This window comes from Streptomyces sp. NPDC050439 (assembly GCF_040655335.1).
In the GTDB taxonomy this organism is placed as follows: Bacteria; Actinomycetota; Actinomycetes; order Streptomycetales; family Streptomycetaceae; genus Streptomyces.
The window spans coordinates 145764-164017 of the sequence record NZ_JBFAJT010000006.1 but is presented as its reverse complement, the minus strand read 5'-3'; the positions used below and the strand labels follow the sequence as shown (position 1 = coordinate 164017).

The window sequence follows — 18254 nt, the reverse complement described above, 5'->3', positions numbered from 1 at the left end:
GCCGGTAGCCGGTAGCCGGTGCAGGTGGCCCGGGGCCTGGGAGCCCGGACCTGGCCGGTAGCTCTGGGCTGTAGCCCGAGCCCGAGCCCGAGCCGTAGCCCGACCCCGAGCCGGAGCCGTACGGGCCGGAGCCCGGGCTGTACCCCAGAGCAGGGGCCGGTAGCCGGTGCAGGTGGCCCGGGGCCGGGGAGCGCGGGACATGGCCGGTAGCTCTGGGCCGGAGCCGGAGCCGGAGCCGGAGCCGGAGCCGGAGCCGGAGCCGGAGCCGGAGCTCGAAGGCCGGTGCAGGTTGCCCGGGGCCTGGGAGCCCGGGTCTTGGCCGGTAGCTCTGGGCCGTAGCCCGTAGCCCGTAGCCCGTAGCCCGGGCCGTACCCCAGAGCCCGGGCCCGTAACCGGTAGCCGGTAGCCCCTGGCCCGCAGCCAGGCAGTACCCCCCACCCCCCTTTCTCAGGGAATTCACAGGTTCCGGCAAGAACCCTCTTAGGGCCGCCCCGCACGCTATGTGGCATGACTACGACCTCGCCCCAGGGGCGTACCGAACTGCTCAGGGCGGACGGGAGCCCCGTTCGCGTGCTCGTCGTCGATGACGAAGTTTCGTTGACCGAGCTGCTCTCCATGGCCCTTCGCTACGAAGGCTGGCAGATCCGCAGCGCCGGGGACGGCGCCGGAGCCGTACGCGCCGCGCGGTCCTTCCGGCCCGATGCCGTCGTGCTCGACATGATGCTGCCCGACATGGACGGCCTCGCCGTCCTCGGGCGGCTGCGCCGTGAACTGCCCGACGTGCCCGTGCTGTTCCTGACCGCCAAGGACGCCGTCGAGGACCGCATCGCCGGACTCACCGCCGGGGGCGACGACTACGTCACCAAGCCCTTCAGCCTGGAGGAGGTCGTGGCCCGGCTGCGCGGGCTCATCCGCCGGGCGGGGGCCGCCGACCGGCGCAGTGAGTCCGTCCTCGCCGTCGGGGATCTGACCCTCGACGAGGACAGCCATGAGGTGACGCGGGGCGGGGACTCAATCCACCTCACCGCCACCGAGTTCGAGCTGCTGCGCTTCCTCATGCGCAACCCGCGCCGCGTGCTCAGCAAGGCGCAGATCCTGGACCGCGTGTGGAACTACGACTTCGGGGGCCAGGCCAACGTCGTCGAGCTCTACATCTCGTATCTCAGGAGGAAGATCGACGCCGGACGTGAGCCGATGATCCACACCCGGCGCGGCGCCGGGTATCTGATCAAGGCCGCGCCCTCGACCGAGGTGGCTGCCGCCTCATGAAGCGATGAAGCGATGAAGCGGCGGCCGCAGCTGCGGTCGTTGCGGACGCGGCTCGTCGTCTCGGCCGTCGCGCTGATCGCCGTCGTCTGCGCGGTGATCGGCACGGTGACCACCATCGCGCTGCGCTCGCACCTGTACGAGCAACTGGACGGCTCGCTCGGCGCGGTGGCCATGCGAGCCTCGGGGCCGGTGCCCAAGCCGGGGGAGGACCTTCCCGGAGGCTTCTCCGACGACTCGGGCGATCCGTTGCGGTTCGTGTCCAAGGGGCCGCAGGAGATCGGCACCATCGGCGCCGTCGTCGAGAAGGACGGCGCGGTGGGCGAGGCTCTGGTCAGCAAGGACAGTGACAGCGGTGACGTGGTCCCGCAGACCGAGCGGCTCGACGCGGCGCAGTCGGACGCGCTCGGCTCCGTCCCGCGCGACGAGCGCGCCCACAACGTCGACATCCCGGGTCTCGGCGAGTACCGCGTCGAGTACACGAGCGGTCCGCACGGCGACTTCCTCGTCGGCGTCCCCACCGCCAAGGTGCAGAACACCCTCAACACGCTGATCATCGTCGAGGTCAGCGTCACCGCCGCGGGCCTGGTCGCCGCCTCACTGGCCGGCGCCGCCATGGTCGGCGTCGCGCTCCGGCCGTTGCGCAGGGTCGCCGCCACCGCGACCCGCGTATCCGAACTCCCGCTGCACAGCGGTGAAGTGACGCTGTACGAGCGCGTCCCCGACGCCGCGCCGAACACGGAGGTCGGGCAGGTGGGCGCCGCGCTCAACCGCATGCTCGACCATGTCCACTCCGCGCTGCACGCCCGCCAGGAGAGCGAGACGCGCGTACGCCAGTTCGTCGCGGACGCCAGCCATGAGCTGCGTACGCCGCTGGCCTCGATTCGTGGTTATGCCGAACTGACGCGCCGGGGGCGGGAGTCCACGGGGCCCGATACCCGGCACGCGCTCGGGCGGATCGAGTCCGAGGCCCAGAGGATGACGGGGCTCGTGGAGGATCTGCTCCTGCTCGCGCGCCTCGACGAGGGGCGGGATGGCGGGCATTCCGCGACCTCCGGCCGCCCAGGAGCCAGACTGCCGCTCTCGTATCAGAGCACCGATCTCTCTCCGCTCGTCGTGGACACCGTCAGCGACGCGCGCGCCGCGGGGCCCGAGCACCTCTGGGCCCTGGAGCTGCCGGACGAGCCCGCTCTCGTCCTCGCCGACCCGGCCCGCCTCCAGCAGGTCGTCGTCAATCTGCTGGCCAACGCGCGCACCCACACGCCACCGGGCACCAAGGTCACCGCACGCGTACGGCGGGCCGGGACCGGTGTCTGCCTGGAGGTCGAGGACAACGGACCCGGTATCTCGACCGCCCTCCTCCCCCACGTCTTCGAACGCTTCGCCCGCGGCGACGCCTCGCGCTCCCGCAACGCCGGGTCCACCGGGCTCGGCCTCGCCCTCGTACAGGCCATCGTCGCGGCGCACGGCGGTGGTGTGGGGGTCGAGAGCGTGCCGGGGCGGACCGTCTTCACGGTGACGCTGCCTGCGGCGTCCGAGCAGGTCAGCGAGGTCGGCCGGCACTCACAGGCGGGGCACAGGCTCACCACACAGGCCTGACAGAGCAGTTGGCGAATGTCGGTGTCATGCAAACCGACTCTGCTTCGGGCGGTGCTTTCTCGGTCCCTCTGCCGGCCCGGGCCCACCTCCCCGCCGCCTGGCGCGACGTGCCCGTCCTGGACATCGCGATCCCCGTCTACAACGAGGAGAAGGACCTCGGGCCGTGCGTACTGCGCCTGCACGACCATCTCGTACGCACCTTCCCCTACCCCTTCCGCATCACCATCGCGGACAACGCCTCCACGGACCGCACCCCCGAGGTGGCGGCGCGGCTCGCCGCGTCGAGCGAAGAGGTCCGCTACACGCGGCTTGAGCAGAAGGGGCGCGGGCGGGCCCTGCGCGCCGTGTGGTCCGCCTCGGACGCCCCCGTCCTCGCGTACATGGACGTGGACCTTTCCACCGACCTGAACGCGCTGCTTCCGCTGGTGGCGCCGCTGATCTCGGGGCACTCCGACCTGGCGATCGGCTCCCGCCTCGCGCGCAGCTCGCGCGTGGTGCGCGGCCCGAAGCGTGAGTTCATCTCGCGCTCGTACAACCTCATCCTGCGCGGCTCCTTGCAGGCCCGTTTCTCCGACGCCCAGTGCGGGTTCAAGGCGATCAGGGGTGACGTGGCGGGGGTGCTGCTGCCGCTCGTCGAGGACACGGGGTGGTTCTTCGACACCGAGATGCTGGTGCTCGCCGAGCGCGCGGGGCTCCGTATCCATGAGGTACCGGTCGACTGGGTGGACGACCCGAACTCCACGGTTCACCTGGTCAGGACGGCCACGGACGACCTCAAGGGGGTGTGGCGGGTCGGGCGCGCCCTCGCGGTCGGCGCGCTCCCGCTCGACCGCCTCGCGCGCCCCTTCGGGGACGACCCGCGCGACCGGCAGCTGACCGGCGTGCCGGGTGGCCTGGCCCGCCAACTGGTCGGCTTCTGCGTGGTCGGCGCGCTCTCCACGCTCTTCTACCTGCTCCTGTACTCCGGCTTCCGTACGTTCTCGGGCTCGCAGGTGGCCAACGCGCTCGCCCTCCTCGTGTCGGCGGTCGCCAACACCGCCGCGAACCGGAGGCTCACCTTCGGGGTGCGCGGGCGTGACCGGGCGATGCGCCATCAGGCACAGGGGCTCGTGGTGTTCGGGATCGGCCTCGCCCTCACCAGCGGCTCGCTCGCCGCACTCGGCGCGGCTTCCGGCGACCCGTCCCACTCCACGGAACTCGCCGTGCTGATAGCCGCCAACCTCGCGGCGACCGTGCTGCGGTTCCTGCTCCTGCGGGCCTGGGTCTTCCCGGAGCGCCGCCTGGATCCGGCACTGCCCGCGCCACTGCCCGCGCCACTGCCCTCGCCCGACGCCTCGTCCTCGTACGAGCTCACCTCCGCACACGACCCGAGGAACGCACGATGACGACGACCTCACCCACACAAGCGCCTTTGCCGCCGCTCGCGGTGCCGGGTGAGCCCGCCCACCGGGCCACCCGCACTCTCCCCACGCGGCTCTGGCGCGGACGCCCCGACGACCCCCGCTGGGCACGCCCCGCCTTCCTGGGCCTGCTGCTCGCGACCGCGGTCCTCTACCTCTGGAACCTCAGCGCGTCCGGCTACGCCAACTCCTTCTACTCCGCGGCCGTCCAGGCGGGCAGCCAGAGCTGGAAGGCGATGTTCTTCGGCTCGCTCGACGCGGGCAACGCGATCACGGTCGACAAGCCCCCGGCCGCGCTCTGGCCGATGGCCCTGTCGGTACGGCTTTTCGGGCTCAACTCCTGGGCCGTGCTCGCCCCGCAGGTGCTGATGGGCGTCGCCACGGTCGGTGTCCTCTACGCCGCCGTACGCCGTCGCTTCAGCCCGGCGGCCGGGCTGATCGCGGGCGCCGTGCTCGCGCTGACGCCCGTCGCCGCGCTGATGTTCCGGTTCAACAACCCGGACGCGCTGCTCGCGCTCCTGATGACCGTCACCGTGTACTGCGTCCTGCGCGCCCTGGAGCACGGCCGGACCAAGTGGCTGGTGTGGGCGGGCGTCGCGGTCGGTCTCGCCTTCCTCGCCAAGACGCTCCAGGCGTTCCTGATCCTGCCGCCGCTCGCCGTCCTCTACGCGGTGTGCGCACCCGTGCGGCTGCGCAAGCGCTTCGGTCAGCTGGCCCTCTCCGGGCTCGCGATGATCGTGGCCGGCGGCTGGTGGGTCGCGATCGTGGAGCTGTGGCCCGCGTCATCGCGCCCGTACATCGGCGGCTCGCAGAAGAACTCCTTCCTTGAGCTGACCTTCGGCTACAACGGCCTCGGCCGCATCAACGGCGAGGAGACCGGCAGCGTCGGAGGCGGGGGCGGCCCCGGCGGTGGCGGCGGTGGCATGCAGTGGGGTGAGACCGGGCTCGGGCGGATGTTCAACTCCGAGGTCGGCGCCCAGATTTCCTGGCTGCTGCCCGCCGCGCTGATCCTGCTCGTCGGCGGCATCGTCCTCACCTGGAAGGCCCGCAGGACGGACACCACACGCTCGGCGTTCGTGGCGTGGGGCAGCGCCCTGCTGATGACGGCGGCCGTCTTCAGCTTCATGGCGGGGATCTTCCACCAGTACTACACGGTCGCCCTCGCCCCCTACATCGCCGCACTGGTCGGCATGGGCGCCACGGTCCTGTGGGAGGAGCGGGCCAAGTGGTGGGCGGGCGCGCTGCTCGGCGTGAGCGTCGCGGGCACGGCGTGGTGGGCGTACGTCCTGCTCGGCCGCACCCCTGACTACCTTCCGTGGCTGCGCTGGGCGGTGCTGATCGGCGGCCTCGTGGGCGCGCTCGGGCTGCTGCTCGCGGCGCGGCTCGGACGGCAACTCGCGCTCGCGGCGGTGGGCCTGAGCTTCGCCGCCTCCATGGCCGGACCGGTCGCGTACACCCTCTCCACCGTGAAAAGCGCGCACACCGGGTCGATCGTGACCGCGGGGCCGGCTTCGGCGGGCGGGATGGGCGGACCCGGTGGCGGACCCGGTGGCGGTGGCGGCGGTCGGCCTGGTGGCGGGGGCGGCGGGATGCAGCCGCCCGGCCAGCAGGGGCAGAACGGCCAGCAGGGCGGCCAGCAGGGCGGCAACGCCATGCAGCCCCCGACCGGCGGCCAGAACGGCGGCGGCATGGGCCAGCCCCCGGGCCAGAACGGCCAGCAGGGGAACAACGCCCAGGGCAAGCAGCAGGGCGGCCGTACCGCCGAGCGGGGTGGCATGGGCGGAGGCGGCGGCATGGGCGGTCTCCTCGACGGCGCCCAGGTCAGCGCCAAGGCGAAGAAGCTTCTGGAGGCCGACTCCGAGGACTACACCTGGGCGGCGGCCGCCATCGGCTCGCAGAATGCCGCGAGTTATCAACTCGCCACCGGCGATCCGGTGATGGCCATCGGCGGGTTCAACGGCAGCGACCCGTCCCCGACCCTCGCCCAGTTCAAGCAGTACGTCGATGACGGGAAGATCCACTACTTCATCTCGGGCGGCGGCATGGGTGGAGGCGGAGGCGGCATGGGCGGCGACAGCGGCACCTCTTCCAAGATCACCTCCTGGGTGGAGGACAACTACAGGAAGGTCACGGTCGGCAGCGCGACGTTCTACGACCTGACCCAGCCCAAGAGCTGACCCAAGCCCAAGTCCTGACCCAGCCCAAGAGCTGACGCGACCCGTACGGCGAGGGGTCGGCCGCCACCCGCGGCCGGCCCCTCACGCATGCCCGCCGAAAACTCTCTTGTACGCCGTACGGGACATGCTCTACGGTGTACATCACACCCCACACGTACACCGTATAAGCAGAAGGAGAGGGCATGACGGCAACGACGACCGCCGAGACCCCCACCCCCTCACAAGGGCACCCGCAGCGCTGGCTGATCCTCGGCGTCATCTGCCTCGCTCAGCTCACCGTCCTCCTGGACAACACCGTCCTGAACGTCGCCATCCCCTCCCTCACCGAGGAACTGGACGCGTCCACGGCCGACATCCAGTGGATGATCAACGCCTACTCGCTCGTCCAGTCCGGCCTGCTGCTCACCGCGGGCAGCGCGGCCGACCGCTACGGCCGCAAGAAGATGCTCGTCGCGGGCCTGGCCCTCTTCGGGATCGGCTCGCTGGTCGCGGGCCTCGCCCAGTCCTCGTCGCAGCTCATCGCCGCACGGGCCGGGATGGGCGTCGGCGGTGCGCTCCTGATGACCACCACGCTCGCGGTGGTCGTCCAGATCTTCGACGACACCGAGCGGATGAAGGCGATCGGCCTCTGGTCGACCGTCAACTCCCTCGGCTTCGCGCTCGGTCCGCTGATGGGCGGAGTCATGCTCAACCACTTCTGGTGGGGCGCGATCTTCCTGATCAACATCCCGGTCGCGCTCATCGGGCTCGTCGCCACGGTCAAGCTGGTCCCCGAGTCCAAGAACCCCCTGGGTGACCGCCCCGACCTGCTCGGCGCGCTGCTCTCCACCATCGGCATGGCCTCGATCGTGTACGCGATCATCTCCGGCCCCGAGCACGGCTGGACGTCGACGCAGGTCCTGGCGGCGGCCGCGGTGGGCGTGGTGGTCCTCGGCGTCTTCGTCGTCTGGGAGCTGCGCATCCCGTACCCGATGCTGGACATGCACTTCTTCCGCAACCAGAAGTTCATCGGCGCCGTCGCGGGCGCCATCCTGGTCGCCTTCGGCATGGGCGGCTCGCTGTTCCTGCTCACCCAGCACCTGCAGTTCGTGCTCGGGTACACGCCGTTGGAGGCGGGCCTGCGCACGGCGCCGCTCGCGGTGACCGTCGTGGCGCTGAACCTCACCGGGCTCGGCGCGCGCCTCCTGAAGAAGACCAGCACCCCCGCGACGATCGCGATCGGCATGAGCCTGCTCGCCGCGGGCCTCGCGGCGATCGCCGTGCTCGGCGGCGACAACTACGGCGGGATGCTGGCGGGTCTGATCGTGATGGGCGCGGGCATCGCGCTCGCCATGCCCGCCATGGCCAACGCGATCATGAGCGCCATCCCGCCGGAGAAGGCGGGCGTGGGGGCGGGCGTCAACGGGACGCTCGCGGAGTTCGGCAACGGTCTCGGCGTGGCCGTGCTCGGCGCTGTCCTGAACTCTCGCTTCGCCTCGCTCGTCACCGTCTCCGCGGTCTCGCTGCCCGCCGCGCTTGCCGCGGCGGGGTCGGACGCCGAACGCACCAGGATCGCCGACGCTTTCTCCTCGGGTCTTCAGACCAGTCAGCTGGTGGGCGCGGTGGCCGTGTTCCTCGGGGGCATGCTGGCAGCGGCGTTGCTGAAGCGTGCGGAGAGGGCAGACTCTGCGAAGACGGACCCGGCCCCGGCGTCCGCATAGCATCGACGGACGGGCGGCGGACTGGCTTGTTCCGGTCTGTCGCCCGCTTCGGACCACCGGTACCAGTACAAGAGCTCAGGACCAGGAAGGTGCGCCATGGCGAAGGCAGCCGACCGCGCGAAGCGCCCCGCGCGGACCAGCGTCTGGCTGGAGGGCAAGGCCCCCCGGAACGGCGCGGGCCGCAGGAGTGATCAGCCGTCGGGCCTGGACCGGGAGCGCATCACCGAGGCCACGGTCCGCCTCCTGGACGAGGAGGGCCTCGCCAAGTTCTCCATGCGCCGTCTGGCGGCGGACCTGAACGTCACGGCGATGTCCGTGTACTGGTACGTCGACACCAAGGACGACCTCCTCGAACTGGCCCTGGACGCCGCAGCCGGGGAGATGGTCCTGCCCGACCCGGAGTCGGTCACGACCGAGCGGTGGCGCGAGGCGCTGCGCGAACTGGCCGAGGAGTACCGGCGGTTGCTCGTCCGGCATGCCTGGGTGTCACCGCTGGTCGGCAACTTCCTGAACATCGGGCCGAACTGGATCAAGTTCGCCCTCGCCGTGCAGGAAGTGGTCCGCGGGACCGGCCTGCCCGCGGAGAAGCAGGCCGGCACGATCGCCGCGGTCTTTCAGTTCGTGTACGGATTCGGCACCGTGCAGGGCCACTACATCGCGCGGTGCGCGGCGGCCGGGCTCACGCCGGAGGAGTACTTCAGGGAGGCGATGGGCGCGGTGAGCGACCATCCGAGCCTGGAGGAGACCCTGCACAGCTCCGCCGACCTGATGAAGGCGCGGGGCGGGGCCACGGTCGAGGAGATGTGGGAGCTGGACTTCAAGGTCGCGCTCGACCTGCTGGTCGCGGGCATCGAGGCGACGCTGTAGACCCCCCGGCCCGGTGACCGCTAGGCCTTGGGCGCCGGGAACCCCCCGGTGGCCACCGGCCCCCACCGCTCCGGGGTGACGCGGATGATGGACTTGCCCTGCTTGACCATGGCCTCGCGGTACTCGTCCCAGTCAGGGTGCTCGCCGGAGATGTTCCGGAAGTACTCGACGAGGGGCTCGACCGACTCCGGGGAGTCGATGACCTCGGCCGTGCCGTCGATCTGGACCCACGGCCCGTTCCAGTCGTCGCTCAGCACGATGATGCTGACCCGCGGATTCCGCTTGGCGTTCCGCGTCTTGGCCCGCTCCGGGTAGGTGGACACCACGATCCGGCCGGAGTCGTCGACCCCGCAGGTCAGGGGAGATCCCTGCGGGGTGCCGTCGGCACGGGCGGTGAGCAGGACCGCCCGGTGCCGGGACCGGACGAAGTCCAGCAACTCGTCGAGGGAGACCGCGGTGTTGGTAGCGATGTTGGGTGCCATGACCGCACCCTAGGTCCCCTCTGGCCGCGGACGGCTAGACCTGCGGAAGCGAGTCGCCTTGCACGGCCTGGATGTCCAGCTCCACCCGCAGGGTGGTGCCGATCGCCGAGATGCCCGCCTGGACCACCTGGTTGTAGTTCATGGCGAAGTCCTCGCGGCGCAGTTCGGCCGTGGCCCGGAACGCCGCGCGGGTCCCGCCCCAGGGGTCCGCCCCCGTACCGAGGTAGCTGAGGTCCAGGTCGACCGGGCGTACGACGCCGTGCATCTGCAGCTCGCCGTGCAACGTCCAGCGGTCCGCGCCGGCGGGCGTGAGGCCGGTCGACCGGTAGACGAGCTCCGGGTACTGCTCGACGTCCAGGAAGTCCGGCGACTTCAGGTGGCCGTCGCGCATGCCGTTGCCGGTGTCGATGGACGCCGACCTGATGACCGCCTCGACGCGCGACTTCGCCACGTCCTCGGCGATCTCCACGAGCCCCCCGAACTCGGTGAACCGGCCGTGCACACTGGTGATCCCCAGGTGCTGGGCGACCGCGCCCACGGTCGAGTGCGCGGGGTCGATGGTCCACGGCCCGGGCGGCGGCAGCTCCGTGCCGCCCTGCCGGGCGAGGACGATGTTGCCGACCTCGGCACGGCCGCTCGCCGTGACGAGCGCGGTCGAGGCCACGGGCGCGTAGCCGACCGCGGTGACGATGACGGTGTACGGGCCGGGCGGCAGGTCCGTCGCGTCGCGCACGGCACCTTCCTGGTCCGCGGCCGCGCGCAGCACCTGCGCGCCGGTCATGTCCGTCAGGGTGACGACGGCGTGCGACACCGCCCACCCGTCGCGCGTCCGGATCCGAGCGCTGAGTCCCATCCCGTTTCTCCTTGCCAGAGCTCAAGAGCGCAAGAGCTCAGAAGTCTCAAAAAGTCTCTAAAAAGGGTGCGGCCCCCGGCGGTGGTGACACGGCCGTCCCCTGCCGTGTACGTCACCACCAACCCGGGGGCCCTTTCCACAACCGGCCCGTGCGCGCCCATCCGCTCGAAAGCGCGCGCACGGGCCGGGGTCAACTACTCGCCCGGGTGGGCGAGTTCGATGTCGTGGTCGCCGACACCTTCACCGGCGACGGTCAGGCCCGTCGCGACCGGCGGGTAACCGGTCGCGATGACCGTGTACTCGCCGCTGTCCAGGTCGGTGAAGGCGTACGCGCCGTCCGAGCCGGTGGTCGCGGTGGCGACGACGTTGCCCGCCGCGTCCACCAGCGTGACCCGCGCGTCGTTCAGCGGCCCGCCCGCGGCACGCACGGTGCCGAGCACCTGCGAACCGGAGTTGAGCTCGACCTCGACCCGGGTGACACCGACCGCGCCGACCTCGACGGGCAGCGCCATCGGACGGTGCCCCGCGGCGTTCACCGCGATGGTGACCTGGCCGGGCACCAGCTCGGCGAAGGTGAACTCGCCCTGCTCACCGGTGAGCCCGGTGGCCAGGACGTCGCCGCGCACGTCGGTCACGATGACCATGGCGCCCGCGACCGGCAGCTTGCCGTCGGAGGCCCGCACCACACCGCTGAGGCCGCTCGTGCCGCTCAGCAGGATGTCGTACGTCAGGGCCTCGTCGGAGACGACGATCGTGGAGGCCTGCGGCTGGAAGCCGTCGGCCGACGCGATCAGCACGTACGAGCCGGCGCCGGGGGCGTCGACCGCGTAGGACCCGTCGCCCTGCGCGACCGAGCGGCCCAGCTGCCGTCCCCCGAGGGAGATCAGCGTGACCGCGGCCCGCGGGACCGGGGTGCTCTCCGCGCCGCGGACGAAGCCGCGGACGGGAGTGCCGCCGGTGGTCTGCAGAGGGGCGTCACCGGCGGCCGACGAGGCCAGGGCGGCGAGCTTCTGCGTGCCGTCGGGGCCCGTCTCGGTGTGCGCGCCGACGGAGGCGAGGACGGGCTGCTCGGTGGCTGCCGTGTCGGCCGTGGCGGGAGAGGCGGGAGAGGCGGCCGGAGACTCGGACGCCTCGTTGGCCTGCGCCAGCGCACCCGACGTACGCAACGGAACCTCCTTGATGAAGATCGTGATGAGGAAGGCGAGGAACGCCAGCGGCGCGGCGATCAGGAAGACGTCGGCGATGCCGTGCCCGTAGGCGCTCTCCATGACCGTGCGGAACGGGGCCGGGAGCTTGTCCAGGTCCGGGATGGCGCCGCCACCCGTGCCGCCGTGCCCCGCCTGCGCGGCCTTGGGGCCGAGGTCGGCCAGGCCGTCCTTCACGTAGTCGGTGATGCGGGTGGCCATCACGGCGCCGAGCGCCGAGACGCCGATGGCGCCACCGAGGGAACGGAAGAAGGTGACGACCGAGCTCGCGGAGCCGAGGTCCTCGGGAGCGACCTGGTTCTGCGTGGCGAGCACCAGGTTCTGCATCATCATGCCGATGCCGAGACCCATCAGCGCCATGAAGATCGCGATGTGCCAGTACTCGGTGTCGTACCGCATGGTGCCGAGCAGGCCCAGACCCGCGGTCAGGAGCGCACCGCCGGCGACCAGCCAGACCTTCCACTTGCCGGTCTTGGTGATGATCTGCCCCGACACCGTCGAGGAGATGAACAGGCCACCGATCATCGGGATCGTCATGACGCCGGACATCGTCGGCGACTTGTCGCGCGCCAGCTGGAAGTACTGGCTGAAGAACACCGTGCCCGCGAACATGCCGACACCCACGAAGAGCGAGGCGAGCGAGGCGAGGGTGATGGTGCGGTTGCGGAAGAGGCGCAGCGGGATGATCGGCTCGCTCGCCTTGGACTCGACGAGCAGGAAGAGCAGGCCGAGGACGATCGAACCGCCGACCATGGCGCCGGTCTGCCAGGACATCCAGTCGTACTTGTCGCCCGCGAAGGTCACCCAGACCAGGAGCAGGCAGACGGCCGCCGTGATGAAGAAGGCGCCGCCCCAGTCGACCTTGACGTCCCGCTTCACGACGGGGAGCTTCAGGGTCTTCTGCAGGACGATCAGGGCGATGATCGCGAAGGGCACACCGACGTAGAAGCACCAGCGCCAGCCCAGCCACGAGGTGTCGGTGATGACACCGCCGAGCAGCGGGCCGCCGACGGTGGCGACGGCGAAGGTCGCGCCGAGGTAGCCGGAGTAGCGGCCCCGCTCGCGCGGGGAGATCATCGCGGCCATCACGATCTGCGCGAGGGCGGAGAGACCGCCCACGCCGATGCCCTGCACGACACGGCAGGCGATCAGCATCTCGGCGCTCTGCGAGAGACCCGCGACGACCGAGCCGCCGACGTAGATGATCAGGGCTATCTGGACCAGGGCCTTCTTGCTGAAGAGGTCCGACAGCTTGCCCCACAGGGGCGTGGTCGCCGTCATCGCCAGGAGCGAGGCGGTGACGACCCAGGTGTAGGCGGACTGGCCGCCGCCCAGGTCGCCGATGATTTCAGGCAGGGCGTTGGAGACGATCGTCGACGACAGGATCGCGACGAACATGCCGAGCAGGAGGCCGGAGAGGGCCTCCATGATCTGCCGGTGTGTCATCGGGGCGGACGCGTCATGCGCCGCTCCGTGCTTGGCGTGGCTGCCCCGCACACCGGATGGTGTGGTTGTTGCCATGGGCTTCCTCTTCGTTACGCGGGTGTACGGGTGGTCTCTTCCAGGGGGAGCCGGGCCGAAGCCGCACGGCAGTCCCCGAAGCTGTCGCGCAGTCGCGCGAGCAGCGTGCTGAGCTGGACGACCTCGTCGTCTGACCAGTCATGCAAGTAGTGGGTGAGTGTCCTGATGGACAGGTCGGACAGCTCGTTGACCTTTGCCTTGCCCTCGGGGGTCAGGCGCAGGATCCGGGAGCGCTTGTCGGCCGGGTCGGGGTCCCGCAGGATCCACTCCTTCTCGGCGACATGGGCCACGTGGCGACTGGTCACCGACATGTCCACGGCGAGCAGCTCGGCGAGCCTGCTCATCCGCATCTCTCCGTGCCGGTCGAGCAGGATGAGTACGGCGGCGGACCCGCCGGGGCAGTCGTGCGGCAAGCCTCTGCCGAGGCCACGCTTCACGGCACCGATGGCGCTGAGCTGTCGGGCCAGCTCCTCGTAATGACGCTGCGCGGCCACGGCACCTCCTATGTTGTTGCTTAGGGCAACCATAGAGACAGTTGGTTGCCGCAGGCAAACTAAAACTGGACCAACGCCCTAAAGAGTCGGCAAAGGTCTGGGGGAGCGCTCGTAAAGTCCATGGTCAGCGGGGGTTGGGCGGACCCCCGCTGATTCGCTAGGGTCCTGCGCTATGGCACACAACCCCCAGGGCCCCCAGAACACCCCCGACCCCGCCGGCAGCACGCAGATGTTCCGCGCCTTCGTCGACGAGTCCCCGCAGGGCCGCACCCAGCAGCCGGCGACCGCGTCCGCGGGCCCGCGCGTCGGCCTGATCATCGGCGTCGTCCTCGCGATCGTGGTGATCGCGGGGGTGGCTTGGCTGGCGCTGAAGTAGACCTCCCGGCCGGGACGGGTGCCCTGGAGCGCCCCGGAGGGGCGCCTCAGGACGCCCCGGAGGGGCGTTCAGGGGCGCGGGGAACTGCGCGACCAGCCACAGCCGGCCCGCGGACAGAGAACTCGCTAATCCCACTTCACCGAGACGTCCCGCGTCTCCACATGCATCCCCAGCGGCACCCGCCAGGCCTCCACACACACAGGCCAGGTCTTCTTCACGGTCTCCCCCGCACCAATGGGTGCGGGAAGCTTCTCCGTGGATTCAAGCGTGGCCCAGTCGACGCCGAGCGCACCGATGACATGCGTACCGAAGGTGACCGTGCCGGACCGCACCGGCGATCCGCCGGTGTTCCGGAAGGAGACGGTCACTTTCTCGCACCAGCGATCGTCCGCGGGCTTCCGCTGCGGCTCACCGACGCTGAGCTTCGCGGGCCCGCTGGGCCCGCTGGAGCCACCGGGCGCGGAGGGAGAGCCACTCGGGCCCCCAGAGGCCCCAGAGCCCTCAGAGCGCCCCGCTGAGCCGCTTCCGGAACTGCTCTCCGTACGCCCGGACTTGGCGCCGTCGGCCGGGGAGTCACTGCTGTCCGAGGCGGCCGGAGAGTCTGAACTGGCCTCGTCGGCAGAGGACTTGTCGGAGGAGTCAGGGGAGCCGGGCTCCGGCGACCCGGAGCCGTCACGCCTGTCGTCGCCCTTGCCGGGAGGCGACTGGCCGTCCAAGGGAACCAACTCCACGTCCCCGGTGGGGGCGACACCCTGCCCCGGCGCCCGCTCAGGCCCCGCCGCAGCCGGCCCCGTGGCCACATAGCCGTCGCCGTCCCCGCCGCCGCAGGCCGCGAGGAGCCCGCCCAGGCACAGGGCAGCCGTAGACGCACTCAGTACGTTCCGCATGCCACGTCGCATCGCGACAGTGTGGCTGACGGGTCGTCAATTAGGAACCCCGTCAGCAACTGTAGGCCTACGGCAACTCCTGCTCCCCTGCGGTGTCTTGGGCCACAGGGGGAGCGACATCAATCCGCGATGAGACCTTCGCGCAGCTGCGAGAGCGTCCGCGTGAGCAGGCGCGAGACGTGCATCTGGGAGATGCCGACTTCCTCGCCGATCTGCGACTGCGTCATGTTCGCGAAGAAGCGCAGCATGATGATGCGGCGCTCGCGCGGCGGGAGCTTGGCGAGCAGCGGCTTGAGCGACTCGCGGTACTCGACGCCTTCCAGTGCGCTGTCCTCGTACCCCAGGCGGTCCGCGAGGGAGCCCTCGCCGCCGTCGTCCTCGGGTGCCGGGGAGTCGAGCGAGGAGGCGGTGTACGCGTTCCCGACGGCCAGGCCGTCGACCACGTCCTCCTCGGACACCCCGAGCGCCTTGGCGAGTTCGGGGACGGTGGGCGAGCGGTCCAGGCGCTGCGCCAGCTCGTCGCTCGTCTTCGTCAGCGCGAGCCGCAGCTCCTGGAGGCGGCGCGGGACGCGCACCGACCAACTGGTGTCGCGGAAGAAGCGCTTGATCTCACCGACGACCGTCGGCATCGCGAACGTCGGGAATTCCACGCCCCGTTCGCAGTCGAAGCGGTCGATCGCCTTAATCAGGCCGATCGTGCCGACCTGGACGATGTCCTCCATCGGTTCGTTCCGGCTGCGGAAGCGCGCCGCCGCGTACCGGACGAGGGGGAGGTTGAGCTCGATCAGCGTGTCTCTGACGTAGACACGCTCCGGGCTGTCCTGGTCGAGCGCGGCGAGCCGCAGGAACAGGGAGCGGGACAGGGTGCGGGTGTCGATGGCTCCGGAAGTCCCGGAAACTACTGAACTCACAAGCGCGTCAGGCGCTGATTCGCTCGGCGCTGATTCGCTCTTCGTGAGCGTGAGCACCTTCGAGCTGCCCTGGTCTGCGGACATGCCACCCCCTTGAGGTCGCGGACGGTCGCGGCGGACGTTCCCGTCGGAGGAACGCAGCCTCCACCTGAATACCGGACGTGGGGCTCCGGCAAACGCGGTTCCAGCAGAATGTCACATGTCGGCAACACGCTGTAGTTACATGTCGACAAAGAAGGGTGACATCGATGCAGGAAAGAGGGGGTCTGGGGCATTTCTGCACGCGAGATCGTCGGGAACCGCCATCGAGGCAGTCCACTCGATACGGTTACGCCTCGATACGGTTTGCGGATCGAAGTCGCGCGAAGCTTCTGGCCAGCAGTCTTGACACATGCATCTGAGAAACGCCCAATTCGGCGCTGATCTGTGATTGCGTCAGATTGCTGTAGTAGCGCAGCAGCAGGATGCGCTGTTCGCGCTCGGGCAGTTGGACGAGAAGATGACGGACGAGATCGCGGTGCTCGACGCCGTCGAGTGCCGGGTCCTCATAGCCGAGCCGGTCGAGCAGGCCGGGCAGGCCGTCGCCCTCCTGAGCCGCTTCCAACGAAGTGGCGTGGTACGAACGTCCGGCCTCGATGCAGGCCAGGACCTCCTCCTCGGTGATCCGCAGCCGTTCGGCGATCTCCGCGGTCGTGGGCGAGCGCCCGTGGGCCGTGGTGAGGTCCTCGGTCGCCCCGGTCACCTGCACCCACAGCTCGTGAAGACGGCGCGGCACATGGACCGTTCGTACGTTGTCGCGGAAGTACCGCTTGATCTCGCCGACCACGGTGGGCATCGCGAAGGTCGGGAACTGCACGCCGCGCTCGGGGTCGAAGCGGTCGATGGCGTTGATCAGACCGATCGTGCCGACCTGGACGACGTCCTCCATCGGCTCATTGCGGCTGCGGAAGCGGGCGGCGGCATACCGCACCAGGGGGAGGTTGGCCTCGATGAGCGCACCGCGGACGCGGCCGTGCTCGGGGCTGCCCGGCTCCAGGCCCTTGAGCTGGCCGAAGAGCACCTGGGTGAGGGCCCGGGTGTCGGCGCCCCTGCTGCTGGGGGTGCTGGGGGCCGGCTGCGTGTCCTGGAGGGCCGGCGCGTTCTGGGGGCTGCCGGCGATCTGTGCGCCAGGTGGGCCGGGGCTGCTCGCCTGCGGGGTCACGGGTGGTGCTTCGGGCGCAGTACTGGCCGGCACGGTCAACGCCACCCCTTCTCGGTCAAGCCAAGTCAAGTCCTGTCGAGCTCAGTCAAGATCAGTCGACCTTCGTCAACTCATCCGTCAAAAGCGGTCATAGCATCACAAGACATGTGCACTGTGTGCAAGCACCCGATAACTACGTGTTGTGGGCCAAGTTGGGCCATAAGACGCAGAAAAGCCCCTCACCGTTCCGGTGAGGGGCCGCTTCGGGCGGGGGTGCTGAGCCGGGTGGCTCAGTACTCGTAGTCGGCGATCACCCACGTGGCGAACTCCCGCCACAGCGCGACGCCCGCCTGATGGGCCGGGTGCTCGATGTACCGCTTCAGCGCATCGGTGTCCTCGACCGCCGAGTTGATGGCGAAGTCGTACGCGATGGGCCGGTCGGTGATGTTCCACTCGCACTCCCAGAACGCCAGCTCCGGGATCTGCTCGCCGAGCGCGCGGAAGGCCTTGACGCCCTCGACGACGCGCGGCTCGTCGCGCTCCACACCGTCGTTGAGCTTGAAGAGGACCAGATGGCGGATCATGCGCACTCCTGGGAAGCGGGGAGAGGAGGGTGAGGACGGCGGGCCGAGCCGCTCAGTCCTTGCCTCCGTTGGCGACCCACGTCATGAAGTCGCCGATGCTCTGAGCGGCGTCCGAGACCGCCTCGAAGCCTATCTGGACGTAGTCCGCGGCCTTGGCCGGGTCAGTGATGATCACGTAGAGCATGAAGACGACGAGCGCGAAGAGCCCGATCTTTTTCCACTGCACCGCCATGCTCTCGGCCTCCCCTTACCTGCTGCGCTCTGTGGCCCCTGTGACGGCGGTGAGTCTAACCCGGCCAGTGCTCACAAGGTCTTTAAGGACCAACGGCCCGGCAGCAGAGGCCCTTTGCCGTGCCGCCCCCGGTGGCGCCGGGCGCAGGATGGGTGCTGTGCCCGGCGGATCTGGCAGGAATCCGCGGGCACGGGACTGGCCCCACTGCGGGGTCACGCGCCGTCGGCTTCCCCCCGGAAGACGGCGCTGGCTTAGGGGTTCCGGTCCTCATCGGGGGGAGCGGCTTGTCCCCCCGATGCCGCTCCCCCCGTCCACACGCCCCGCCCTGACACCGTCCAGACCACTTCCTGAACGACGAAAGCCCCGTCCTCGCGGACGGGGCTTTCGTTTCAAGAGCGGTAGCGGTGGGATTTGAACCCACGGTGAGTTTCCCCACACTCGCTTTCGAGGCGAGCTCCTTCGGCCGCTCGGACACGCTACCGAGAGGAACTCTAGCCCAAAGAGGGCCGTGGTCAGAAAT

General features: G+C 70.2%; 16 protein-coding genes and 1 tRNA gene. 7 read left to right on the top strand and 10 right to left on the bottom strand.

Annotated features, from left to right (window positions below; translation table 11 throughout):
* Positions 1-507 precede the first annotated feature (507 nt).
* The 6 genes from AB0I66_RS25225 to AB0I66_RS25200 all read left to right on the top strand — a co-directional run bounded on the left by AB0I66_RS25225 (position 508) and on the right by AB0I66_RS25200 (position 9009).
* On the top strand, positions 508-1269 hold the full coding sequence (locus tag AB0I66_RS25225; RefSeq protein WP_363210211.1) for a response regulator transcription factor: 762 nt from the start codon (positions 508-510) through the stop codon (positions 1267-1269).
* Positions 1270-1281: 12 nt separating this feature from the next.
* Positions 1282-2865 carry a HAMP domain-containing sensor histidine kinase gene (locus AB0I66_RS25220; protein ID WP_363210210.1) on the top strand — a complete coding sequence of 528 codons (1584 nt, stop codon included), beginning with the start codon at positions 1282-1284 and terminating at the stop codon, positions 2863-2865.
* Between the two features lie 26 nt (positions 2866-2891).
* A complete protein-coding gene (locus AB0I66_RS25215; RefSeq protein WP_363210209.1) occupies positions 2892-4250 on the top strand; it encodes a bifunctional glycosyltransferase family 2/GtrA family protein in 1359 nt (452 codons plus the stop codon).
* Complete coding sequence (locus AB0I66_RS25210) at positions 4247-6442, top strand: glycosyltransferase family 39 protein (protein ID WP_363210208.1); 2196 nt, start codon at positions 4247-4249, stop codon at positions 6440-6442. The genes AB0I66_RS25215 and AB0I66_RS25210 overlap by 4 nt, the downstream gene beginning before the upstream one ends.
* A gap of 182 nt (positions 6443-6624) precedes the next feature.
* Entirely contained in the window at positions 6625-8142 is a 1518-nt protein-coding gene (locus AB0I66_RS25205) for an MFS transporter (RefSeq protein WP_363210207.1), read from the top strand.
* Between the two features lie 96 nt (positions 8143-8238).
* Positions 8239-9009 carry a TetR/AcrR family transcriptional regulator C-terminal domain-containing protein gene (locus AB0I66_RS25200; RefSeq protein WP_363210206.1) on the top strand — a complete coding sequence of 257 codons (771 nt, stop codon included), beginning with the start codon at positions 8239-8241 and terminating at the stop codon, positions 9007-9009.
* 20 nt (positions 9010-9029) lie between these two features.
* On the opposite strand, the gene AB0I66_RS25195 is transcribed toward AB0I66_RS25200, so the two are convergent.
* From AB0I66_RS25195 to AB0I66_RS25180, 4 genes are all read right to left on the bottom strand, one after another.
* Positions 9030-9491 carry a PPOX class F420-dependent oxidoreductase gene (locus AB0I66_RS25195; RefSeq protein ID WP_363210205.1) on the bottom strand — a complete coding sequence of 154 codons (462 nt, stop codon included), beginning with the start codon at positions 9489-9491 and terminating at the stop codon, positions 9030-9032.
* Positions 9492-9525: 34 nt separating this feature from the next.
* Positions 9526-10344, bottom strand: a complete 819-nt coding sequence (locus tag AB0I66_RS25190; RefSeq protein WP_363210204.1) for a YceI family protein — start codon at positions 10342-10344, stop codon at positions 9526-9528.
* Between the two features lie 194 nt (positions 10345-10538).
* Entirely contained in the window at positions 10539-13070 is a 2532-nt protein-coding gene (locus AB0I66_RS25185; protein ID WP_363210203.1) for an MFS transporter, read from the bottom strand.
* A 14-nt stretch (positions 13071-13084) separates the two neighbouring features.
* The gene (locus tag AB0I66_RS25180; protein WP_363210202.1) at positions 13085-13564 is read right to left on the bottom strand and encodes a MarR family transcriptional regulator; all 480 of its coding nucleotides are present in this window, start codon (positions 13562-13564) and stop codon (positions 13085-13087) included.
* Positions 13565-13736: 172 nt separating this feature from the next.
* Here AB0I66_RS25180 and AB0I66_RS25175 point away from each other — a divergent pair, with 172 nt between their 5' ends.
* A complete protein-coding gene (locus tag AB0I66_RS25175) occupies positions 13737-13940 on the top strand; it encodes a hypothetical protein (protein WP_363210201.1) in 204 nt (67 codons plus the stop codon).
* Between the two features lie 125 nt (positions 13941-14065).
* Here the strand turns inward: AB0I66_RS25175 and AB0I66_RS25170 are convergent, their stop codons facing one another.
* The 6 genes from AB0I66_RS25170 to AB0I66_RS25145 all read right to left on the bottom strand — a co-directional run bounded on the left by AB0I66_RS25170 (position 14066) and on the right by AB0I66_RS25145 (position 18215).
* The gene (locus tag AB0I66_RS25170; RefSeq protein WP_363210200.1) at positions 14066-14839 is read right to left on the bottom strand and encodes a hypothetical protein; all 774 of its coding nucleotides are present in this window, start codon (positions 14837-14839) and stop codon (positions 14066-14068) included.
* 107 nt (positions 14840-14946) lie between these two features.
* Positions 14947-15822 (bottom strand): RNA polymerase sigma factor SigF, encoded by an 876-nt coding sequence (locus tag AB0I66_RS25165; protein ID WP_363210199.1) that lies wholly within the window; start codon positions 15820-15822, stop codon positions 14947-14949.
* 244 nt (positions 15823-16066) lie between these two features.
* Positions 16067-16972 carry a SigB/SigF/SigG family RNA polymerase sigma factor gene (locus AB0I66_RS25160; protein WP_363210198.1) on the bottom strand — a complete coding sequence of 302 codons (906 nt, stop codon included), beginning with the start codon at positions 16970-16972 and terminating at the stop codon, positions 16067-16069.
* A gap of 236 nt (positions 16973-17208) precedes the next feature.
* Positions 17209-17502 carry a Dabb family protein gene (locus AB0I66_RS25155; protein ID WP_363210197.1) on the bottom strand — a complete coding sequence of 98 codons (294 nt, stop codon included), beginning with the start codon at positions 17500-17502 and terminating at the stop codon, positions 17209-17211.
* A gap of 52 nt (positions 17503-17554) precedes the next feature.
* Positions 17555-17734 carry a hypothetical protein gene (locus AB0I66_RS25150; protein WP_160505981.1) on the bottom strand — a complete coding sequence of 60 codons (180 nt, stop codon included), beginning with the start codon at positions 17732-17734 and terminating at the stop codon, positions 17555-17557.
* Between the two features lie 396 nt (positions 17735-18130).
* Positions 18131-18215: transfer RNA gene (locus AB0I66_RS25145), tRNA-Ser, on the bottom strand.
* Between the last annotated feature and the right edge of the window lie 39 nt (positions 18216-18254).